Origin of the sequence: Photobacterium chitinilyticum (assembly GCF_004104355.1) — a bacterium.
GTDB classification, from domain to species: domain Bacteria; phylum Pseudomonadota; class Gammaproteobacteria; order Enterobacterales; family Vibrionaceae; genus Photobacterium; species Photobacterium chitinilyticum.
Genome location: NZ_RJLM01000008.1, coordinates 198423 through 216211, shown reverse-complemented (window position 1 = coordinate 216211; position 17789 = coordinate 198423). Strand labels below are relative to the sequence as shown.

Here is a 17789-nt window from a genome sequence, read left to right as displayed (position 1 = left end):
TGGCCCTCTGTTTAGGCAGGGGGCCATTTTTTGGACTAGGGCCAATGTTATTTTTTGTGGGGTAAAGAGAAAATGGATATTTCCCGCTCGGATCTGAAGTTATTGATCCGGCTATTACAGGATGCCTTTGTTTTTCGGGGGCTGCTGCTGGGGGTCATCGTTGCAGCCTTCGGTACGGTGGCTGCCGGAGTGGCAGAGACGTATTTGCTTAAAACGATTATCGATGAGGCCGTGGACAGGCAATTTGGCAGCCAGGTTGGCAATATTATGCTGTTGCTGGCGGTACTGACCGTCGGGGCGACGGCGACGTATTTTCGCTTCAAGCTGTCGGGCTATTTCAGCGGCAGCTTTGTTTACCGGCTGAACCAGCGCTTGTTTCAGAAGGTGACTCGTATGTCGATAGCGGCTCTCGAGCACTATGATGCGGGTGATGTCGTTGCACGTTTCAGCAGCGATATACGCAAGATTAATACCTTCGCCGAAGTTAGCCTGCCGTTATTGATTCTGCACCCGATTATGTTTGTCATGGGAGCCGTTTACCTTGCGGTCTTGGACGGACAGCTATTGCTGCTAAGTATTATTCCCATACCCGTTGGCTTTCTCCTGATTATGTTGATGACTCGTTCGATGTCCCAGCTGTCAATGAATACCCAGACCTATTTTGGTCGAGGGTTTGCCGTGCTGGCCGAGATGCTGGCAGGCTTTTCTACGATGAAAGTGTTCCATTTACGTGGCTACCTGTACCAAGATTTCAAGAAGCAGATGGATACCGGGCTGACGAGCCAGCTTAAGCTGGTAGATCGATATGCCTGGATGGGGCCGGTGCAGGTAATGATCAGGCTGGTGCCCAGTATTGTCTGTTTGATTGTTGGTGGTGGTCGCGCCCTCACCGGAGAGTTTAGCCTCGGTGAACTTATAGCTTTCTTCTACCTGCTTAACTTCGTCATCGATCCTGTTGCCCAGCTACCGACACACATTGCAGGTTGCAAAGATGCCCTAGGGGCGAGCAAGCGTATTTTCCAGCTGATGGACGAGGCTGATGAAAAGTTGGATCACCTCAGGCTGTCTGATATTGAACGGCCGCAGTTAAAGCTGGGTAAGGTTGGGTTGGTCTACCGGTCGGAGAAAGATCAGGCCGTCCAGGCGCTGCAAGATATCGATCTGGTTATCGAACCCGGAGAAAAGGTCGCTATCGTTGGCGAGAGCGGCAGCGGGAAGAGCAGTTTGCTCAAGGTGCTAGCCGGGTTTTATCAGTCCTCTGGTGAGATCTGCCTAGCGGCTGAGACGATCGGGAACAGCAAGCCGGATGGAGACTATTACCGTCAACAGCTGTCGGTGGTAAACCAGGAGACTTTCCTATTTCCTGTCTCGATTATGGAAAACATTCGTCTGGCCAAGCCGGGAGCAACCGATAGCGAGGTCATCATTGCGGCTCAAAAAGCCTATGCCGATAGTTTTATCCGCGAACAGCCGCAGGGATACCATACCGTATTGGGCGAAAATGGTGTGTCGCTTTCCTACGGTCAGAAACAGCGAATTTCGCTGGCCCGGGCATTCCTGAAGCCAGCACCTGTGCTGATGATGGATGAGCCGACAGCTTCGCTGGATCAAAGCAGCGAAAACCTGGTGGAGCAGGCGATCCTGCGTGAGGCGGATGAGCGGACCGTGATAGTGATCACCCACAAGTTGGCGATTACATCAATGATGGATCGGGTCGTGGTACTTGATCAGGGCAGAGTCGTTGAAAACGGCAGTTACAGCGAGCTAATGAGCAAGCAGGGGCATTTCTACCGCCTTCATCGAGCCTACTACGACCATGCAACCCATAAGGAGCCGAGCCATGCTTAAGAAAGCAGAATGGGACGAGTTGTTGCAGCTGTTTACGCTGATGAAAAAGCGGCGGCTGGGATATCTGGCCGGTGTTTTGGGCCATGCGCTAACCGAGACGATTATCATGATTTCGCTGGCCTTTATCATGCGAGATATGATCAATGCCATAGTTGAACAGGATATGGTACAGCTTCAGCGATCCAGTTTAGCTGTGATTGGGATGGGGCTATTTACCGGCCTGACCTTCATTATTTTCGGGAAGTTGTTTTTCCATAGCCTCTTTAAAACATTGGCCGACTTGCGCCTGCAGTTATTTGCCCACCTGTCTGCCGGGCGGGTCGGTGATATCGAGCAGTATCACCCGGGAGAACTGATCTCACGTGTTAACAGCGATGTTGATGCGGTCTCCGAAGTCTTTGGTTATCAGTTCAGGCAGCTAGTCTTTACTGTCTTGACAGGGATATGTGCCGTTATTGCCATGATGGTCATTGACTGGAAGGTCGGGATTATCTTAGTGGTTGTGGCGGTGCTGACGGCGGTCGTCAATCACTACTATGCCGGAAAGATGCGGGTTGTCAGTGATCGTATCCAGGCAACGCTCGGTCGGATGTCGGCGGCGGCGATGGATGCGGTCTACGGATCCAAAGAGGTGCGGATTTACCAAATGCAGTCTTCCCAGCAGGATAACTATGGACAGGTCAATGGAAAATGGCTGGACAATATTAAGGAAAACAGTGGAATAAGAGCCAAGCTGGAACTGGCTAACTTCAACCTCAAAATTTTGAATTTCTCCGGTATGCTGGTACTCGGGGCCATGCTAATGGCGATGGGAGTAACGCCTCTTGGTGAAATTGTGGCAATGATCCAGTTACTTACGGCGCTCAACATGATGTTTCGCGAGCTCGGTGGCCTCGTAGCGTATTTGCAAAAATCACTGGCTGGCGCAAAACGGATCTTTGAGCTTTTTGCCCTTCCTCGTGAGCGAACCGACAGGCATCAGCAGAAAGAACCAGACTTAAGCTTCCCCGTTATTGATGTGCAGGATTTGTCTTTTGCCTATCCTTCTGGCGATGCGGTGCTCCGCGGTGTTAGCTTTTCTGTTCGTCGTGGTGAGACGGTTGCTATTGTCGGTCCCAGTGGTTCGGGCAAATCGACCCTGATGAAATTGCTGATGGGGCTATACACATCGTCTGAAGGTACTATTTCCGTATATGGACGAGAAGCCGAGCAGCTGGATGTAGAAAGCTGGCGCCAGAACTTCTCGTTTATTCCCCAGGACTCCTTCCTGTACTCCAATACGGTCCAGGCCAACCTTGCCTATGGCCGGCCGGAGTGCACCATGGCCGAGATTGAGCAAGCGGCCGAACGAGCAGGATGCTCGCATTTCATCTCCCATTTGCCTAATGGCTATGAGAGCCAGATAACCGAAGGAGGAGGCAATGTTTCCGGCGGGCAGAAACAGCGATTGGCGATTGCCCGTGCCTTGGTGAAAGAGGCAGAAATATTGATTATGGACGAGCCCACAGCCTCGCTGGATGCCCGGACCGAGGCTGAGATACAGGCTGAGCTGGATGACTTATTGCAGCAAAAGACAGCCATTGTTATCGCACACCGGCTCAAGACAATCCGCAATGTTGACCAGATTTTTGTGCTGGTGGACGGACAGCTGGTAGAGCATGGTAACCACCATACCTTGATGCACAAACAAGGTGCCTACTTTGACTTAGTGATGCAATCCAATCAGGAAGAGGTGACGGCAGCATGAGGCAACACGATTTACTCGAGATGTTCACACAGCAATGCGCCCAGCGGAAGACGGCGACAGCCATCGAGTGGGGATACGAGCAGATAAGCTACCTTGCCTTGAGGCAGCAGACGGCCTCGATTGCTTATCATTTACAACAGCAAAATCCGGGAAATATTGCTTTTTACCTCGATTCCTGCCCGACCCTTGTGAGTACCCTGCTTGCGTGCCTGCATACCGGGCATGTCTTTGCACCCGTTAATGTTGGTTTGCCGGAGCAGCTGGCCGCCAAAATGATACAACGCATCGCGCCGTCGTGTATTGTGACCTCACCGCGTCATGCCGAGAAGCTAGAGAAGATTGCAGCCTCGCTGCCTGAATCACCCAGCATTGTTGTTTGGGATGAGGTATCTCCGTATCTGGAAGCTGTCTCGCTGTCGGTGCTGGATCCTCCGCGCTCGCAGGATCCATGCTACATCTATTTTACCTCAGGCTCGACGGGAGAGCCGAAGGCTATCCTTGGTAGTTACCGGGGGCTGAGCCACTTTGTCATGTGGCAACAGCGCGAATTTGGCATATCAGCCCACCACAGAGTCGGGCAGGTGACGATACCGGCCTTCGACCCGTACTTACGCGAAGTTCTATTGCCGCTGGTCGCAGGGGCCGTGCTGGTGATGCCTGTCGAGCGGGATCTCGTTCTGACGGATCAACTTTTATCTTGGCTTAACCTGCAGGAAATCAGCGTACTCCATATGGTACCGACCCTGTTTAGGCAGCGTTTGTTACAGGCTGCTACACCGCAGCCACTTAGTCTGGAATTCTTGTTTTTGGCCGGGGAGCAGCTCCGCGGTCAGGATCTGACCCAGTTCTATGCCTGTTATGGTGAAAACCGCTGTCAGCTGGTTAACCTCTATGGCCCGACCGAGACTACGTTGGCGAAAGTCTTCCGGCGGATCACTCCCGATGATAGGGAGTTGGATGTGATCCCGATCGGCCGTCCTCTTGATGAGCAGGTGCAGGTACATATCTTGGATCCGCAGGGGAAACCTTGTACCGAGAACGAGCCCGGGGAGGTGGTGATTGAAACGGCCATGCGCTCTTATGGTTATCTTGGCCTGGATGAGGAAAATCGGCGTTGTTTTCGTCAGTCTCCCCCTTACTATTTTACAGGGGACATCGGTAAGCGGCTGGCTGACGGTCAGCTGGTATGTCTGGGGCGCAAAGACAATCAGATCAAGATCCGCGGCGTGCGGGCTGATTTGCTGGGTATCGAGCGTATTGTCCAGCAGGCTCCGACCGTATCTCAGTGTGTCGTGCAGGTGCTTGACAGCGGCCTGCCCTCGGCACGGTTGCGGGCATTTATAGTCTCGGGCAAGGTCGATGGCGGGCTAATTTTTGATTATGTCGATCAGCGCCTGAATCAGACGCTGGTGCCGGCCGAGTGGATACTGGTTGATGCGCTGCCCATGCTGCCTAATGGCAAGATCAACCGCAAGGCGCTGCCGGAACTGACCGGCGCTGAATTGCGTGCTGATGTCTACCGTGCCCCGGAGAATCCACAAGAACAAAAAATCCTGTTGATTTGGCAACAGGTGCTACAGCAAGAAAGGGTTGGAATGGACGATCACTTCTTTCGTCGTGGTGGTCACTCCCTGTTGTTGATGGCACTGAAGGTACAACTGGAACAGGCTTTTTTCGTTACCGTTGAAGTGGCGGCGCTATTCGAGCATCTTACACCGGCAGCACAGTTGGTGTACCTGCAATCGACTGGGCGTCAGCGCCCTGTCTGCAAATTGCAGCGGGTGTCCTCAGATCAGATAGGGCCGGTGTCTGTCCTGCAGCGCAATATTATTCTGGCTCACCAGTTTCGCCAGCAAGATACCAGCTATAACCTAACTCGAGTTGTCGAGGTTAACAGTCAGCTTGATGTGTCACGACTGCAGCAGGCGATAGACAGCTGTGCCGAGCAATTAATGATATTACGCTCGGTGTTTGCCATCGAGAATGGTGAAGTGATCACTCGGGTGATGCCTGAGGTATCGATACCGGTTGAGTTTGCTAAGCTGGCTGACAAACAGCAGCTAAATTCGGAGCTGGCAGTATTTGTCCGTCCTTTCCTCCTCGAACAGGCTCCCTTGATAAGGATCGGACTATGGTCAGTATCGGAAGACTGCTCCTATCTGGCCTTGGATATTCACCACAGTATTGCTGACGGGATGAGTGCAACACTGCTGCTTACGATGCTGCTGGATTGCTATCAAGACAAGTCACCGGCTCCCCAGCCCTGGCAATACCACGACTATATCGGATATAACCTGCAGCAACTGGCCAGACGTGAACCTGACAATTTGGCCTACTGGCAGCAGGTACTGACAAGCCTGCCCGAACCTTTGCAGCTCTCGCCGGGTCGAGACCGGCCATTGCAGTTTAACGGCGAAGGGGAAACGCTGAACCTGCATGTTGAGCAAGAACTGTTGCAGCAACTACAGCAGTTTGCCAGCAGGCAAGGATGCACGTTATTCGTGCTGTTGTATGCCGCCTATGCCTTAGCTCTCCATAAGATGAGCGGGCAAGATGATGTTGTGATTGGCGTTCCAGTCGCAGGTCGAGACTTGCCGGAAGTTGCAGAGGTGCCCGGGGTGTTTATGCGGGTGCTACCACTGCGTGCCCCGTATCAAAGTGAGATGACCCTCGGGGATTATCTTATTTTGATTCAGCAGCAGTTCGCCGGAGCGGTGGCCCATCAGGATTTTGCCTTCGAGCTTCTTGTCGAGGCCGTACAGGCTCCCCGTAGTGCCAGTCGACAGCCGTTGTTCGATACCATGTTTGCTTTGCATGATGCCATGATGTGGCGTTCTGATAAGACAGGCGTAACAGCCGGAGAGGTCCATATACCCCAGCGGCAGGTCAAGGCGGATCTTGTGGTTGATGCCTACCGTGACGGGGAGGCGCTGACGATGGCTTTCTCCTATGCCGTTAACATGGTTGATAGCAGCCGGATCAGCCAGCTGGTGCAACATATGCAGGTTCTACTGCAACGAATCCCTCAACTGTCGCAGCAGCAGCCTCTTGGGCTGGTCGATATGCTGCCGTCAGATGAGCGCGAGCAGCTAGTGGAACAGTTTAATCAAACGTCACACCCGGCTGTCGGCGTACAAACTTTGATTGAGCGTTTTCATCAGCAGGTTGCGCGGGTTCCCGAACAGCAAGCCTGTCGCAGCCAGGAGCAGTCCCTGACTTATCACGGCCTCGATCAGCGCGCCAACCAGTTGGCATATGCCCTGCTTGAACGGCTAGGCAAGCGGCCCGCCCGCATTGCGATCATGGTGACACCGTCTGTCGATTTGGCCGTGGCAATACTGGCAGTACTGAAGGCCGGTATGACTTATGTCCCGCTGGATCCTGGTTTTCCGGACGAGCGGTTACAGTACATGATGGATAATGCCGGGATCGAACTATTGATCACCGATCTTCAAGATCAGGCGTCCAGGCTGTTCAGCGGCACGATCCTTGGCTGCCGAGACAAGGAGATAGAACAGTATCCGAGCTCGGTACCGGCAGGGATCACTTATGAACCACAACAGCTGGCCTATGTGATTTATACCTCGGGTTCGACGGGACAGCCAAAAGGCGTAATGATCGAAAACGGCTCCGCGGTCAATTTTATCAATGGAATGGAACGTTCGTTGGAGTTCACTGCTGACAAAACCGTACTGGCCCTCACGACCTTTTCCTTTGATATTTTCGTGTTGGAGTTCTTCCTCCCGCTATTGACCGGTGCGCAGTTGGTTATTGCCAACCGTCAGCAGCAGCAGGATATGGCGGCGCTGAGTGCGCTGATCCGGACTGAGTCTATCACCACGCTGCAGTTTACCCCGTCGAGGATGAAGATGTTTCTGGCTTTTGAGCCGGCCTTGCAGTGCTTTGCGGGGATTGAAGAGGTACTGATGGGCGGGGAGTATGTCGGTTTTGAGCTGGTGGAGAGTATCAGGCGTAGCTGTTCAGCTCGGGTTTTCAATATGTACGGCCCGACCGAGACGACCGTGTGGTCGGCGGTATGCGAGCTGACTTATGCAAGCCAGAGCAAGGTCGGTCGTCCTATTGACAATACCCAGCTCTATGTACTGGATCAGGCACAGCAGCTTTGCCCTATGGGCAGCTTGGGCGAGTTGTGTATTGCAGGGCAGGGGCTGGCCAGAGGGTACCATCAGCTGCCGGAGAAAACGGCAGCTGCATTTGTCGATAACCCCTTCCAGCCAGGCCAGCGAATGTATCGCACTGGTGATTTGGCCTACTGGCTTCCTTCGGGAGAGCTCTGTGTCTGCGGTCGACAAGACAGTCAGGTCAAAGTCAAAGGCTATCGGATAGAGCTACACGAAATTGAAGAAGTATTAACTTGGCACCCAGCTATCCATGATGCCGTCTGTCTGGTGAGGGAGCGTCAGGTGCAGGGCTTCTCCGAAAGCTACCTGTGTGCATTTTACCAGGCTGACAGTCACATTGAAGCAGATCGGCTTCGCCAGCATCTGAAATCACACCTTCCGGACTACATGGTGCCTGACGCATGGGCCCAGTTGGCGGATTTTCCGTTAACCGCAAACGGAAAGATCAACCGCAGGGCGTTTCCTGCCATAGAAACAAGCCTGCCCGATCTGCCGAAGGCAGAAGTACAGACGCGTACCCAGCAGGTTATCTACCAGACGTGGACTGAAGTATTGCCGACTCAGCATATTGGCATTCATGATAACTTTTTTGACGTGGGAGGGAATTCGTTCCATGTGGTGCTGGTGCAGAAGGCACTGGCCGAGCAGGGCATTAAAGTCATGGCCATTGATATCCTTGAATATGCCACGATATCTGGATTGGCTGATTGGTACGATCGCCAGCAAACACAAGCTGAAACAGTCACCTGTCTGGGCATTCCGTTTTCCTCGGCGGTAATCGGCAGCAACACACCAGCGCCTGAATGGGAATACCGTTATGGAGCCGAACAGCATCGGCAGCTAGAGGAGATCAGGTTGCAGCTTGACGTCTCTCGAGATACGTTGCTGACCGGTCTGATTGTTTATGCTCTGGCTGCCGCTACGGAGCAAAACTGTCTAGATTTGTATTTGGGTGATGGTGATGCCCAGTGTCGTCATATTGCAATTGACTTAACCGGAGTGGGTAGCCTACCGGCTTTTTTTGAGCGGGTCGTTATGTCTGTTTCTGACTATACCACCATTAAGTTTTGCAATTTGTTGCCACAGAAGGAAGACGGGCGCTGTAGTGTTTATATTTCAGGTGATGACAATAAGGCAGTAAAAAGAAACTCGCTTTTTGACTTGGTCTTTGTTTTCTCCGGGGAGGATGTATTAACAATTACATCCAGTCTTAATAATCTTCACGGCTGTCAGGCGAGTTTTGCCCAAATCGGAAATGTGCTAAATGACCTTGTTGGCAACATCCGTTAATAGTTTTGGCCCTGATGTGTTCCTGTTACATGGGAATGCATTTGGTTGGAGCTCTTTACAATACGCGCGAGAATGTAAGGTATAGAGATTGCGGTAACGGCAAGAAAAAAGGGTAGCTAGGCTACCCTTACCGCGAAAGCCGAAACCATAGGCCTGCGAAATGTAACAGCTATGCCGCTTGTTACTAATGGACTCAACACTTCCTTATCCCGATTGGTATAGCATCAGCAGTTCGGCAGTGAGTATTGCTGATCCGGAAGGCTGAACTGCGTTGCTAAAGCTGTAAAAAGTCTTTCAGTTGCTGGATGATGGCCTCGGCCTGCTCTTTATCCTCCATTTCTGCAAACAGACGTAGCAAAGGCTCGGTGCCCGAGAAACGAGCCAATGCCCAGCCGCCATTCTTGAAATAGACCTTGGCCCCATCGGCGTAGCTGACCTTCTCAATGTCGTAGGCAAATTCAGGCAGCTCCTTCTCGACATAAATTTTGTCGAATAGACGCTGGCGTTCGGCTGGCTTGAAGGTGCAGTCCCCCTCTGCCGTATAGGCATATCCATATTTACCGTAGATTTCATCGAGCATTTCAGACAGTTTTTTGCCGGTCGTACTGATCATCTCTACCAGCAGGCTGGAGGCGAATACGCTATCCTTGCCTTTGATATGACCGCGAATTGTCAGGCCGCCAGAGCTTTCACCGCCGATCAGCGAATCGTCAGCTTCCATTTGCGAGCTGACATGCTTGAAACCAACAGGCACCTCAAAGCATTTCTCGCCATGTGCCTCGGCGACTTTGTTCAGCAGGTGGGTCGTCGCGATGTTGCGGACCACCGAACCCGTCCACCCTTTGTACTCAAGCAGGTAGTAATAGAGCAGCAGCAACACCTCGTTGGGATGGATGAAGTTGCCTTTCTCGTCGATGATCCCCAGGCGGTCGGCATCGCCGTCAGTGCCGATGCCAATATCATACCCCTCATGAGCCACCATATGCTTTAAGCGATAGAGTGTGGCGGCATTGGGAGATGGCATCAGGCCGCCAAAGGCCGGGTTCTGGCTATCATTGATAACGTCGACATCGCAGCGGCCGGTGATCAGTACGGTTTGCAGTGCGTTCTTAGCCACTCCGAACATGGGATCGATCAGTACACGCAAATTGGCTTGCTTGATGGCTTCCACGTCAATAAAGTCGATGATTGAATCCACAAACTCGTTCATCGGATTAATAATCTGTATCAGCTTGTCGTTCAGTGCATGATCAAACTCGACAGATTTGATATCAGATCCAGACAGGCTGGCAGTCTGTGTTTCGATCTTCTGGGTGATCACTTCATCGGCATCACGTCCTCCTTCGATGAAGACTTTAATGCCGTTGTAGTCTGCAGGGTTGTGTGATGCGGTAATGCATGCCGAGTACGTGGCCCCGATCTGCTTGGACTTAAACATGACTATCGGGGTCGGTACGTATTTGTTGATAAAGCTAACCTGAATACCATTGCCAGCCAGTACTTCCGAAAACCAGGCCGCGGCCTTGTCGGACAGGAATCGACGGTCATAACCGATCACAAAGCCGTTGTCGGTTACCTTTTCTGCAATCATGATATTGGCTACTGCTTGCGCCACCAGCTGTACGTTGGCTTTGGTGAATTCCTCACCGATCAGGGCGCGCCAGCCACCAGTTCCAAATTGAATCATGTGGAACTCCTATTTCTCTCTGTGGAAAACGAAAAGTAGGGGGCGAAAACCACCCCCAAAAAAGTACTTAACCCATTACAACGGTGACAGTATTCACCGAACCTTCGGCCTGTGCCGGAATTGCTCCCTCGAGAAGCTCGCCATTAAGGATGATTGATTTCACGCCCTTGCTGACATGATCCGGGTTTTCAACCTTGATATTGTAGGTTGCCCCACGCCACTGGCGTGTTACCTCAAAGCCCGGCCAGTCTGTCGGAATACATGGATCAACCACCAGCCCTTCGAAGCTGACACGTACCCCGAGAATAAAGTTCGTGGCTGCAATATATGCCCAGCCAGAAGATCCGGTTAGCCACGGATGATTGGCTCGGCCGTGATCTTGGTGATCACGGCCCATGACGAACTGGACATAGGAATACGGTTCGGCCACACGTTGCTCAATCATGTCGTTCTGGTTGTACGGGTTTAGTGCATCATAGAACTTCATCGCCTGATCACCGCGACCCAGCTTGGCTTCTGCGACCCAGGCCCACGGATTCGGGTGGGAGAAAATGGCGCCGTTTTCTTTAACCCCTTGATAAACACGGGTCACGAAGCCAATGTCATCATTCGGGGTCGCAAAAGACGGAGCATTGAGGTGAAGCCCGTAATCGGAGAACAGGTATTCATCGACGGCATTCATCGCTTTTTCACCGCGATCCTGAGTAACGGCACCAGATACCACCGCCCAGGTATTGGACTCTAGGTGAACCTTGCCCTCGACCTGTTCGTTGGTACCCACTTTCTCACCATTTTTGGTAATACCACGGATATACCAGCCGCCGTCTTCATCCCAAAGGTGCTTTTCACAAGCGCTTTGCACCCCTCCGGCCATATCTTCATAACGGGCGACGTCTTCGTCTTTGCCGAGGAACTTGGCTAGGTCAACAAATTCTTGAATTGCCCAGTAGTGAAGGAAAGCCACCATGGATGATTCGCCGCCGCCGAGGTTCAGGCAGTCGTTCCAGTCAGCGCGAAGCCCTTTGGCGATGCCAGTGCGGCCAACATGCTCGGCGGTGAAATTAAGCGCCGCCTTCATGTGCTCGTAGACCGTCGCTTCACCGCCATCGGCATACGGGATCACCTCGTCAAAGAAACTGGTTTCGCCGGTTTCCATGACGTATCGGCAGATGGTCGGGATGAGCCATAAGTGGTCGTCAGAACAGGTATCGTTGATACCGTGGATCTTGTCTTCATCACTTGGTGTCGGAACGACAGTTGGTGATTTTGACGGCTCAACATCGGCTTTTTCCGGATCGAACCAATCAGGATCAAAGAGGTGGAGACCGTATCCTGCCTTGACCTGGCCGCGAAGCAGATCAACAAGGCGTTTGCGGGTCATTTCCGGGTTGGCGTGAGGCACGGCCATGGCATCCTGCGCGGTATCACGGTAGCCCAGTCCGGTACGGCCACCGACCTCGATGAAGGAGGCAAAACGAGACCAGACAACACAGGTCTCGGCCTGGTATAGCGTCCAGATATTGAGCATGGTATCCAGGCCTTCATTCGGCGATTTCACCTGGAACTTGGCACAGCGCTCATCCCAGTGAGATTTTATCGCTGCAAACGCCGTATCGACATTGTCCAGGTTCTGGTACTTGGCCCTTAGCCTTTCGCCGTTGCCTTTGCCCAAACCGAGGATATAGACAAAACGCACTTCTTCTCCAGGCTGGATAACAAATTGCTTATGCAGTGAACCACAATGGTTGTAGCAGGTTTTCACGGTGTTCGTGCACTGGCCCTGCTCAACCGCAAGCGGGTTGGATTCATCACGATAGAGGCCAAGGAATGAGTCGCGTTGGCCGTCATAGCTATCGGGATCAAAGGTCGAGGCTAGATAGTAGAATCCTTCAAAATCGTTGGTGTTGTAGTACAAGTCATACTCAATTACCCCTTCGTTATAAGAGGTGCCGGCAGAGTAAAGGCTCATCTGGTGGTTCTGGTTGTCAGACTGAATGTGGCTGAAAGAGAACTCAACAAACGAGAAAGCACTGATCGTACGCGGCTTGTCGCTATCATTTTTGATTACAACATCCCAGATTTCCGCATCCTCGCCTTTCGGTACGAACAAGGTTTTCGATGCTTTAATGCCGTTGTATTCACATTTGAATGTTGAATATGAGAGGCCGTGACGGACCTCATAGCTGGCTTCGTCGAGGCTTTTGGCTACGGGCTGCCAAGAAATCGACCAGTAATCGCCTGTATCGTCATCGCGAAGGTATACATAGTGGCCCGGGCGATCAAAGGTTCCGTTCGGGCGAAATTTCGTTACGCGATTGTACTCCGGAGAGTTGTAGAATGAATATCCCCCGGCATTGTGCGAAATAACCGTACAAAACTTTTCCGTTCCGAGGTAGTTGGTCCAAGGAGCCGGGACATCAGGGCGAGTGATGACATACTCTCTGTTGTCGTTATCAAAATAACCGTATTTCATTTTTCAATCCTTTTAAATGTTTTCACTGGTTGTGAGTAGCTATTCACAACGACGGTAATTAATGCCAGCTTTGTCTAGATATGCGAGCTGACCATTCAGGCGGGCCTTGAAATCTTTCCAGTTTCTTTTTTCTGGCTTGGTCCAGCACAGTTCGGCAATGGCCAGTAGGCGCGGGTAAATCATGTATTCGAAACGACTCTGGCTATTGACCAATTCACACCACAGCGCTGCCTGAATACCGAGGATCTTCTTGTGTACCGGGTCATTAACATCGAGTGATGACAAGGGCTTGTAGCTATAGACAACATCGAGAGGAAGCTTGCAGGCCCAGTCGGAACCGGGCTCATCGGCAGAGTATCCCTGTGTCATATCAAGGTAGGTATATTGAGCCGGTTGCATGATGACGTCATAGCCTTCGCGCGCACATATCAGCCCGGCCTCTTCGTTCTGCCATGAATAAATCAGGGTATCTTTGCTGATTTTGTTTCCATTCGCAGCCTCTTCCCAACCCATCATCCGCTTGCCCCTGGCTTGCAGTATCTCCTCGGCAAAGCGCAGGATATGACCTTGCAACTCTCGCGGATCCTGATAGCCGTGTTGCTCCATCAGCTGCTGGCAGGCCGGACTTTTGGTCCAGGCACCTTTGGGGACTTCGTCGCAGCCGATATGGATGTAGGGAGCGGGAAAGAGCTCGCATATTTCTTCCAGCACATTGGCGATGAAGGTATAGGTGCCTTTGAGTGCCGGAGACAGAATATTGTCTGAATACCACTGCGTGCTGCGGTACTCCGACTCATCGTTTGGGTCGACCAGCAGATCGGGCAATGACTTTATTGCGGCGCGGCAGTGGCCGGGAATATCGATCTCCGGAATGATGGTAACGCCGCGATCATTGGCATAGGCGATCAGGTCACGTACTTCTTGTTTGCTGTAGTAGCCTCCATACCGTTGGCTGATGGTTGTAAACTGAGGTTGTATGACTTCGTTCGGTCCCCGCCAGGCACCGATCCGGGTGAGATCCGGGTAGGCATCAATCTCGATACGCCAGGCTTCGTCGTCAGTCAGGTGCCAATGGAAGGTGTTGAATTTATAGCGTGCCAGATGATCGATCAGATGCTTGAGCCGCCTGATCGGATGAAAGTGCCGGGCACAGTCAAGCATCATTCCCCGATATTGATAATTAGGTTGATCCTGGATCTCAACCATCGGGATCATATATGCCGCCTGAACCTGATGGGCAGGGCTCGCCGGGATCAGCTGTAGCAGCGAGGCCGTTGCATGAACAAAACCCGATTCCGAGCCCGCCTGAAGCCAGATATGATCGGGTTCGACCAACAGGCAATAAGCACCATCGGCAAGATCGCCATGAAGCTGATAGCTGATATTGCCTGCCTGGTGAATCGGAATATCTTCATGCAGCAAGTGACCCAACTCGGCCTGGAGCCAGCGAGTGCTGCCACTGGCTTTATCCGTCGGAGGCGTTATGGCTGTGCCCGAGTTTAGCCTGAATTCTCCCGGTAGTCTGATCAGTGATTCGGGTGCAGGGATCAGGTTGATTGATTTTGCCTTGGGCAGTGGTATAGAAAGCGGTTCGGTAGCAGGCTGATCGAGGTTAATCGTGGTGACCTTAACCGGAATCGGCTTGATAAAGCTGCCTTCTGGCGATGTGTTTAAGAATGCTTCCACTATTCCTTCATCGTATAGAGTGAAGGGCTTGGTGCCTACGGTGAACTCAGTGTAGAAATGGGAGTTTGGGCTCAATGGCGCCGAATTTCCCGGCGTCAAAGTACAGTAGCTACCCAGTTGCTTGAGTTGACCATTGGAAAGCGTCTCTGCCTGGATCCAGCGGCAGAACGTGAAATGCAACGACCAGTTTTCCTGTGCCTGATCGCTGAGGTTATGCAGGGTCAGGGCAAAGTGAGACTGTTGCTCACTTTTGCTTATCACGGTCAAATCGAGACGGTAACTCATGGCGGCCCCTTAAAGTGGGTAAAGGTTATGACAACCTTTTGCCATCGCAATTGCCCCATCCATGGCATCCCCCTGAGGAAGAGCAAGTCGGGCTTTTAGCGGCGGTACCAGCCATGGCTGGATATGTTCACCGATACTGCCCATGAGGCAGATTTGCTCGGCGCCACGTTTAATCAATGCCGACAGCAACATTTCAACATCGGCTGCGGTTTGATTCAGCAAAGTGATGGCCAGGCTGTCTCCTTCGGCGGCATGGGCAAAAATGGCCGGCGAGAACTGACCGTAGTCACAAGGCCGGGCTGTTTTGGACCAGCTGACAATGGTATCGACATCATGATCGAAATGGCTCATGACATGCTGGGCCAGTGGTGTGTGAGGGACGATGTCATCGATGCTGAGCAGTACCTGCTGGATCAGGCGTAGCCCCATAACGGCACCGCCGCCCTGATCCGAGATCGGGAATTCACGTCCGCCGATAACCTGCTGTTGGTTGTCTTTCAGCAAGATCCCGCACGAGCCTGTACCGGCGATAAGGATCGCACCTTCCTCGCCCCGCCATGCACCCAGACATGCTCCGTAGGCATCGGTATTTAATGTGACGGCGGCATAAGGATGGGGAAGTGCCATAAACTCATACCAGGATTCTTTTTGTTCGGCACCGGCCAGGGCCAGGCCGACGGACATGTTGCCGTAATCCGCTTTCGTCAGTTGTGCCAAAGAGGCGGCAGTGGCAATGGCGTCCTGGATAGATGCCATGGCAACGCTGCCGCCCAGCATGATATTGGCACTGCCGGTTTGGGCCTCGCCAAGGCAATTGCCATCTAGATCGCAGATCCGGGCCCGGCAGGATGTTCCGCCCCCGTCTACACCGACGAAGTATTTGATTATTCTAGCCAAAGTGTCTTTCCTTATATTGTGTTGTTATTGCGAGCAAATACCAGCCTCCATGCGGGATCCACTGCTCTCCCCAGCGCCAGTTTTGCAACATGTCATCTTTGTAGGGAATCGGCTTGAAGGCGATATCCTGCTCATTGTCAAAGCCGGAAGTGATCCCGTTACATACCCCGCCCTTGGCATTGCTAAAGCCAAGCTCGGGGAGGTAGTCCGGGTTGTTTCGGCCATGTCCGTCCAGCATTGACATGTCGAAGGGGTTAAGCCCCAGCAGCCAGTCTGTAAGCTTATGCGCATAGGCCTTTAGCTCTGATTTGAGCGAGCGGTCAAGCGGGTGTGCCTGCGCCAGGTAGGCCATGGCTGCAAGCGATGCCAACCGGGCATTTTCACCTTGCCACCAGTAACCGCTTTCGTTGTGGTGAGGGATGAAGAAGGTACTGAACTTCTCGCCATCAACGGGTTTGACATATTGGCGCGGATAGCCAAACGGATTATTGACTTCTTGGGTGATATTGAGCTCGAAGCGTAGCGTGTTGGCGAGTATGGCGTTTAGGCTCTGTTGCCATTTTTCATCTGTTTCTATCGCCAGATATTGCATTAGGCTGATAGCGGGCAGTCCTGCCTCGGAGGCATGATAGTAAGGACGGCTGCCGTCACTGTTTGCCGACCAGTAATGCGTTTGCTCATGATCAGAGTGTTGCCGAGAAGCCAGTTTTTTGGCCCAGCTTCTGGCTTCGTCAAGATAGCGTCTGTTGCCTGTTGTCCTGAACAACTCAACGGCTGCCAGTAACGCACAGTATTCATCAATAATATTTTCAGTACCGTTGTTGAGGTACTGGGTGTTCATCTCTACCAGGTGCCAGTAGCCTTTTTCGGCGGCTTGCAGGTAGGCTTCGCTTTGAGTTTCATCCCCCCATCCGAGCTGGAGGGCTATTTCAGCCGTTAGCCAGCGGGAGGCCGCCGCCAGTGCCGCAATTGATACGCCGCCGCCCTGACGAAATGCAGCCTGGTAGTCATCGGCTTTGATGCCGTCCTGGGTCGAATATGAACAAATCTCCCGTTGTCCTGCGGACTTACTCCACTTGTCGAACACCGTCATATAGAAATAGCCCTGCGAATGTTGCATTCGCAGCAAAAAGTCCGCACCGTGAAATGCCTCTTCCATCAGGCGTGTGCGGGTAATATCGGCAATACCTTCTTCGTTCTCCAGCAGCTCAAAGGCTTTGAACATATTCCACACCACCATCGGCGTCTGCTGGGGGTTTAGGTAGTTGCTGTAAGATAGGTGGCTGAGGTATTTGCTGACATCGCCGGAGGCATCGTACCAGCCTCCCCGGACATCAGCGGTTTCAACGGAGCCTAGCAGTGGCGCATGCTGATCGGCATGGTCAAAAATCCCGCTGCAGCGCTGGGATTTGAAGTAGTGCAGTACATCACTGAAGGTGCGCTGCATTAATAGCCCCTCGGCCACGGAAAATGGTTCAGACAAGATGTCGCCAACCCGAATGCGGAATTCACCGCACTCTGTGAGTGCCGTGAAATCAACCGAATAGGCGTAACCCGTGTGCCATTGCGCGATGGGGCCACAGGCCTGGAGAGTCAGCTGCATGATAGCCTGATCATCTTGACCGCGAATGATCTCTACACTGGTGTCCGGTAAATCCGGTTCTGCCAGCAGAATGGCCTGTTTGGCGCCCAAACGCTCGTAGCCAAGGTGGTTCGTTAACAGCTGCATGAATT

8 protein-coding genes are annotated in these 17789 nt (G+C 52.5%); 3 read left to right on the top strand and 5 right to left on the bottom strand.

The genetic code is table 11. The features are described 5' to 3' along the window. Positions 1–72: 72 nt before the first annotated feature. The 3 genes from EDI28_RS18440 to EDI28_RS18430 are packed head-to-tail and all read left to right on the top strand — an operon-like array spanning position 73 to position 9027. Positions 73–1848, top strand: coding sequence for an ABC transporter ATP-binding protein (locus EDI28_RS18440; protein ID WP_128785360.1), 1776 nt, complete (start codon positions 73–75; stop codon positions 1846–1848). Next, the gene (locus EDI28_RS18435) at positions 1841–3595 is read left to right on the top strand and encodes an ABC transporter ATP-binding protein (protein ID WP_164918589.1); all 1755 of its coding nucleotides are present in this window, start codon (positions 1841–1843) and stop codon (positions 3593–3595) included. The genes EDI28_RS18440 and EDI28_RS18435 overlap by 8 nt, the downstream gene beginning before the upstream one ends. Continuing rightward, positions 3592–9027 carry a non-ribosomal peptide synthetase gene (locus EDI28_RS18430; protein ID WP_128785358.1) on the top strand — a complete coding sequence of 1812 codons (5436 nt, stop codon included), beginning with the start codon at positions 3592–3594 and terminating at the stop codon, positions 9025–9027. Before EDI28_RS18435 ends, EDI28_RS18430 begins: the two co-directional genes overlap by 4 nt. A gap of 274 nt (positions 9028–9301) precedes the next feature. Here the strand turns inward: EDI28_RS18430 and EDI28_RS18425 are convergent, their stop codons facing one another. The 5 genes from EDI28_RS18425 to EDI28_RS18405 all read right to left on the bottom strand — a co-directional run bounded on the left by EDI28_RS18425 (position 9302) and on the right by EDI28_RS18405 (position 17784). Further along, positions 9302–10714 (bottom strand): phosphoglucomutase/phosphomannomutase family protein, encoded by a 1413-nt coding sequence (locus EDI28_RS18425; RefSeq protein ID WP_128785357.1) that lies wholly within the window; start codon positions 10712–10714, stop codon positions 9302–9304. Positions 10715–10781: 67 nt separating this feature from the next. Further along, positions 10782–13187, bottom strand: a complete 2406-nt coding sequence (locus EDI28_RS18420; RefSeq protein WP_128785356.1) for a glycoside hydrolase family 94 protein — start codon at positions 13185–13187, stop codon at positions 10782–10784. Positions 13188–13226: 39 nt separating this feature from the next. Beyond that, positions 13227–15158, bottom strand: a complete 1932-nt coding sequence (locus EDI28_RS18415; protein ID WP_128785355.1) for a beta-N-acetylhexosaminidase — start codon at positions 15156–15158, stop codon at positions 13227–13229. 9 nt (positions 15159–15167) lie between these two features. Then, positions 15168–16055, bottom strand: a complete 888-nt coding sequence (locus EDI28_RS18410; RefSeq protein ID WP_128785354.1) for a glucosamine kinase nucleotide-binding domain-containing protein — start codon at positions 16053–16055, stop codon at positions 15168–15170. Continuing rightward, on the bottom strand, positions 16048–17784 hold the full coding sequence (locus tag EDI28_RS18405) for a glycoside hydrolase family 9 protein (protein ID WP_128785353.1): 1737 nt from the start codon (positions 17782–17784) through the stop codon (positions 16048–16050). The genes EDI28_RS18410 and EDI28_RS18405 overlap by 8 nt, the downstream gene beginning before the upstream one ends. Positions 17785–17789 lie beyond the last annotated feature (5 nt).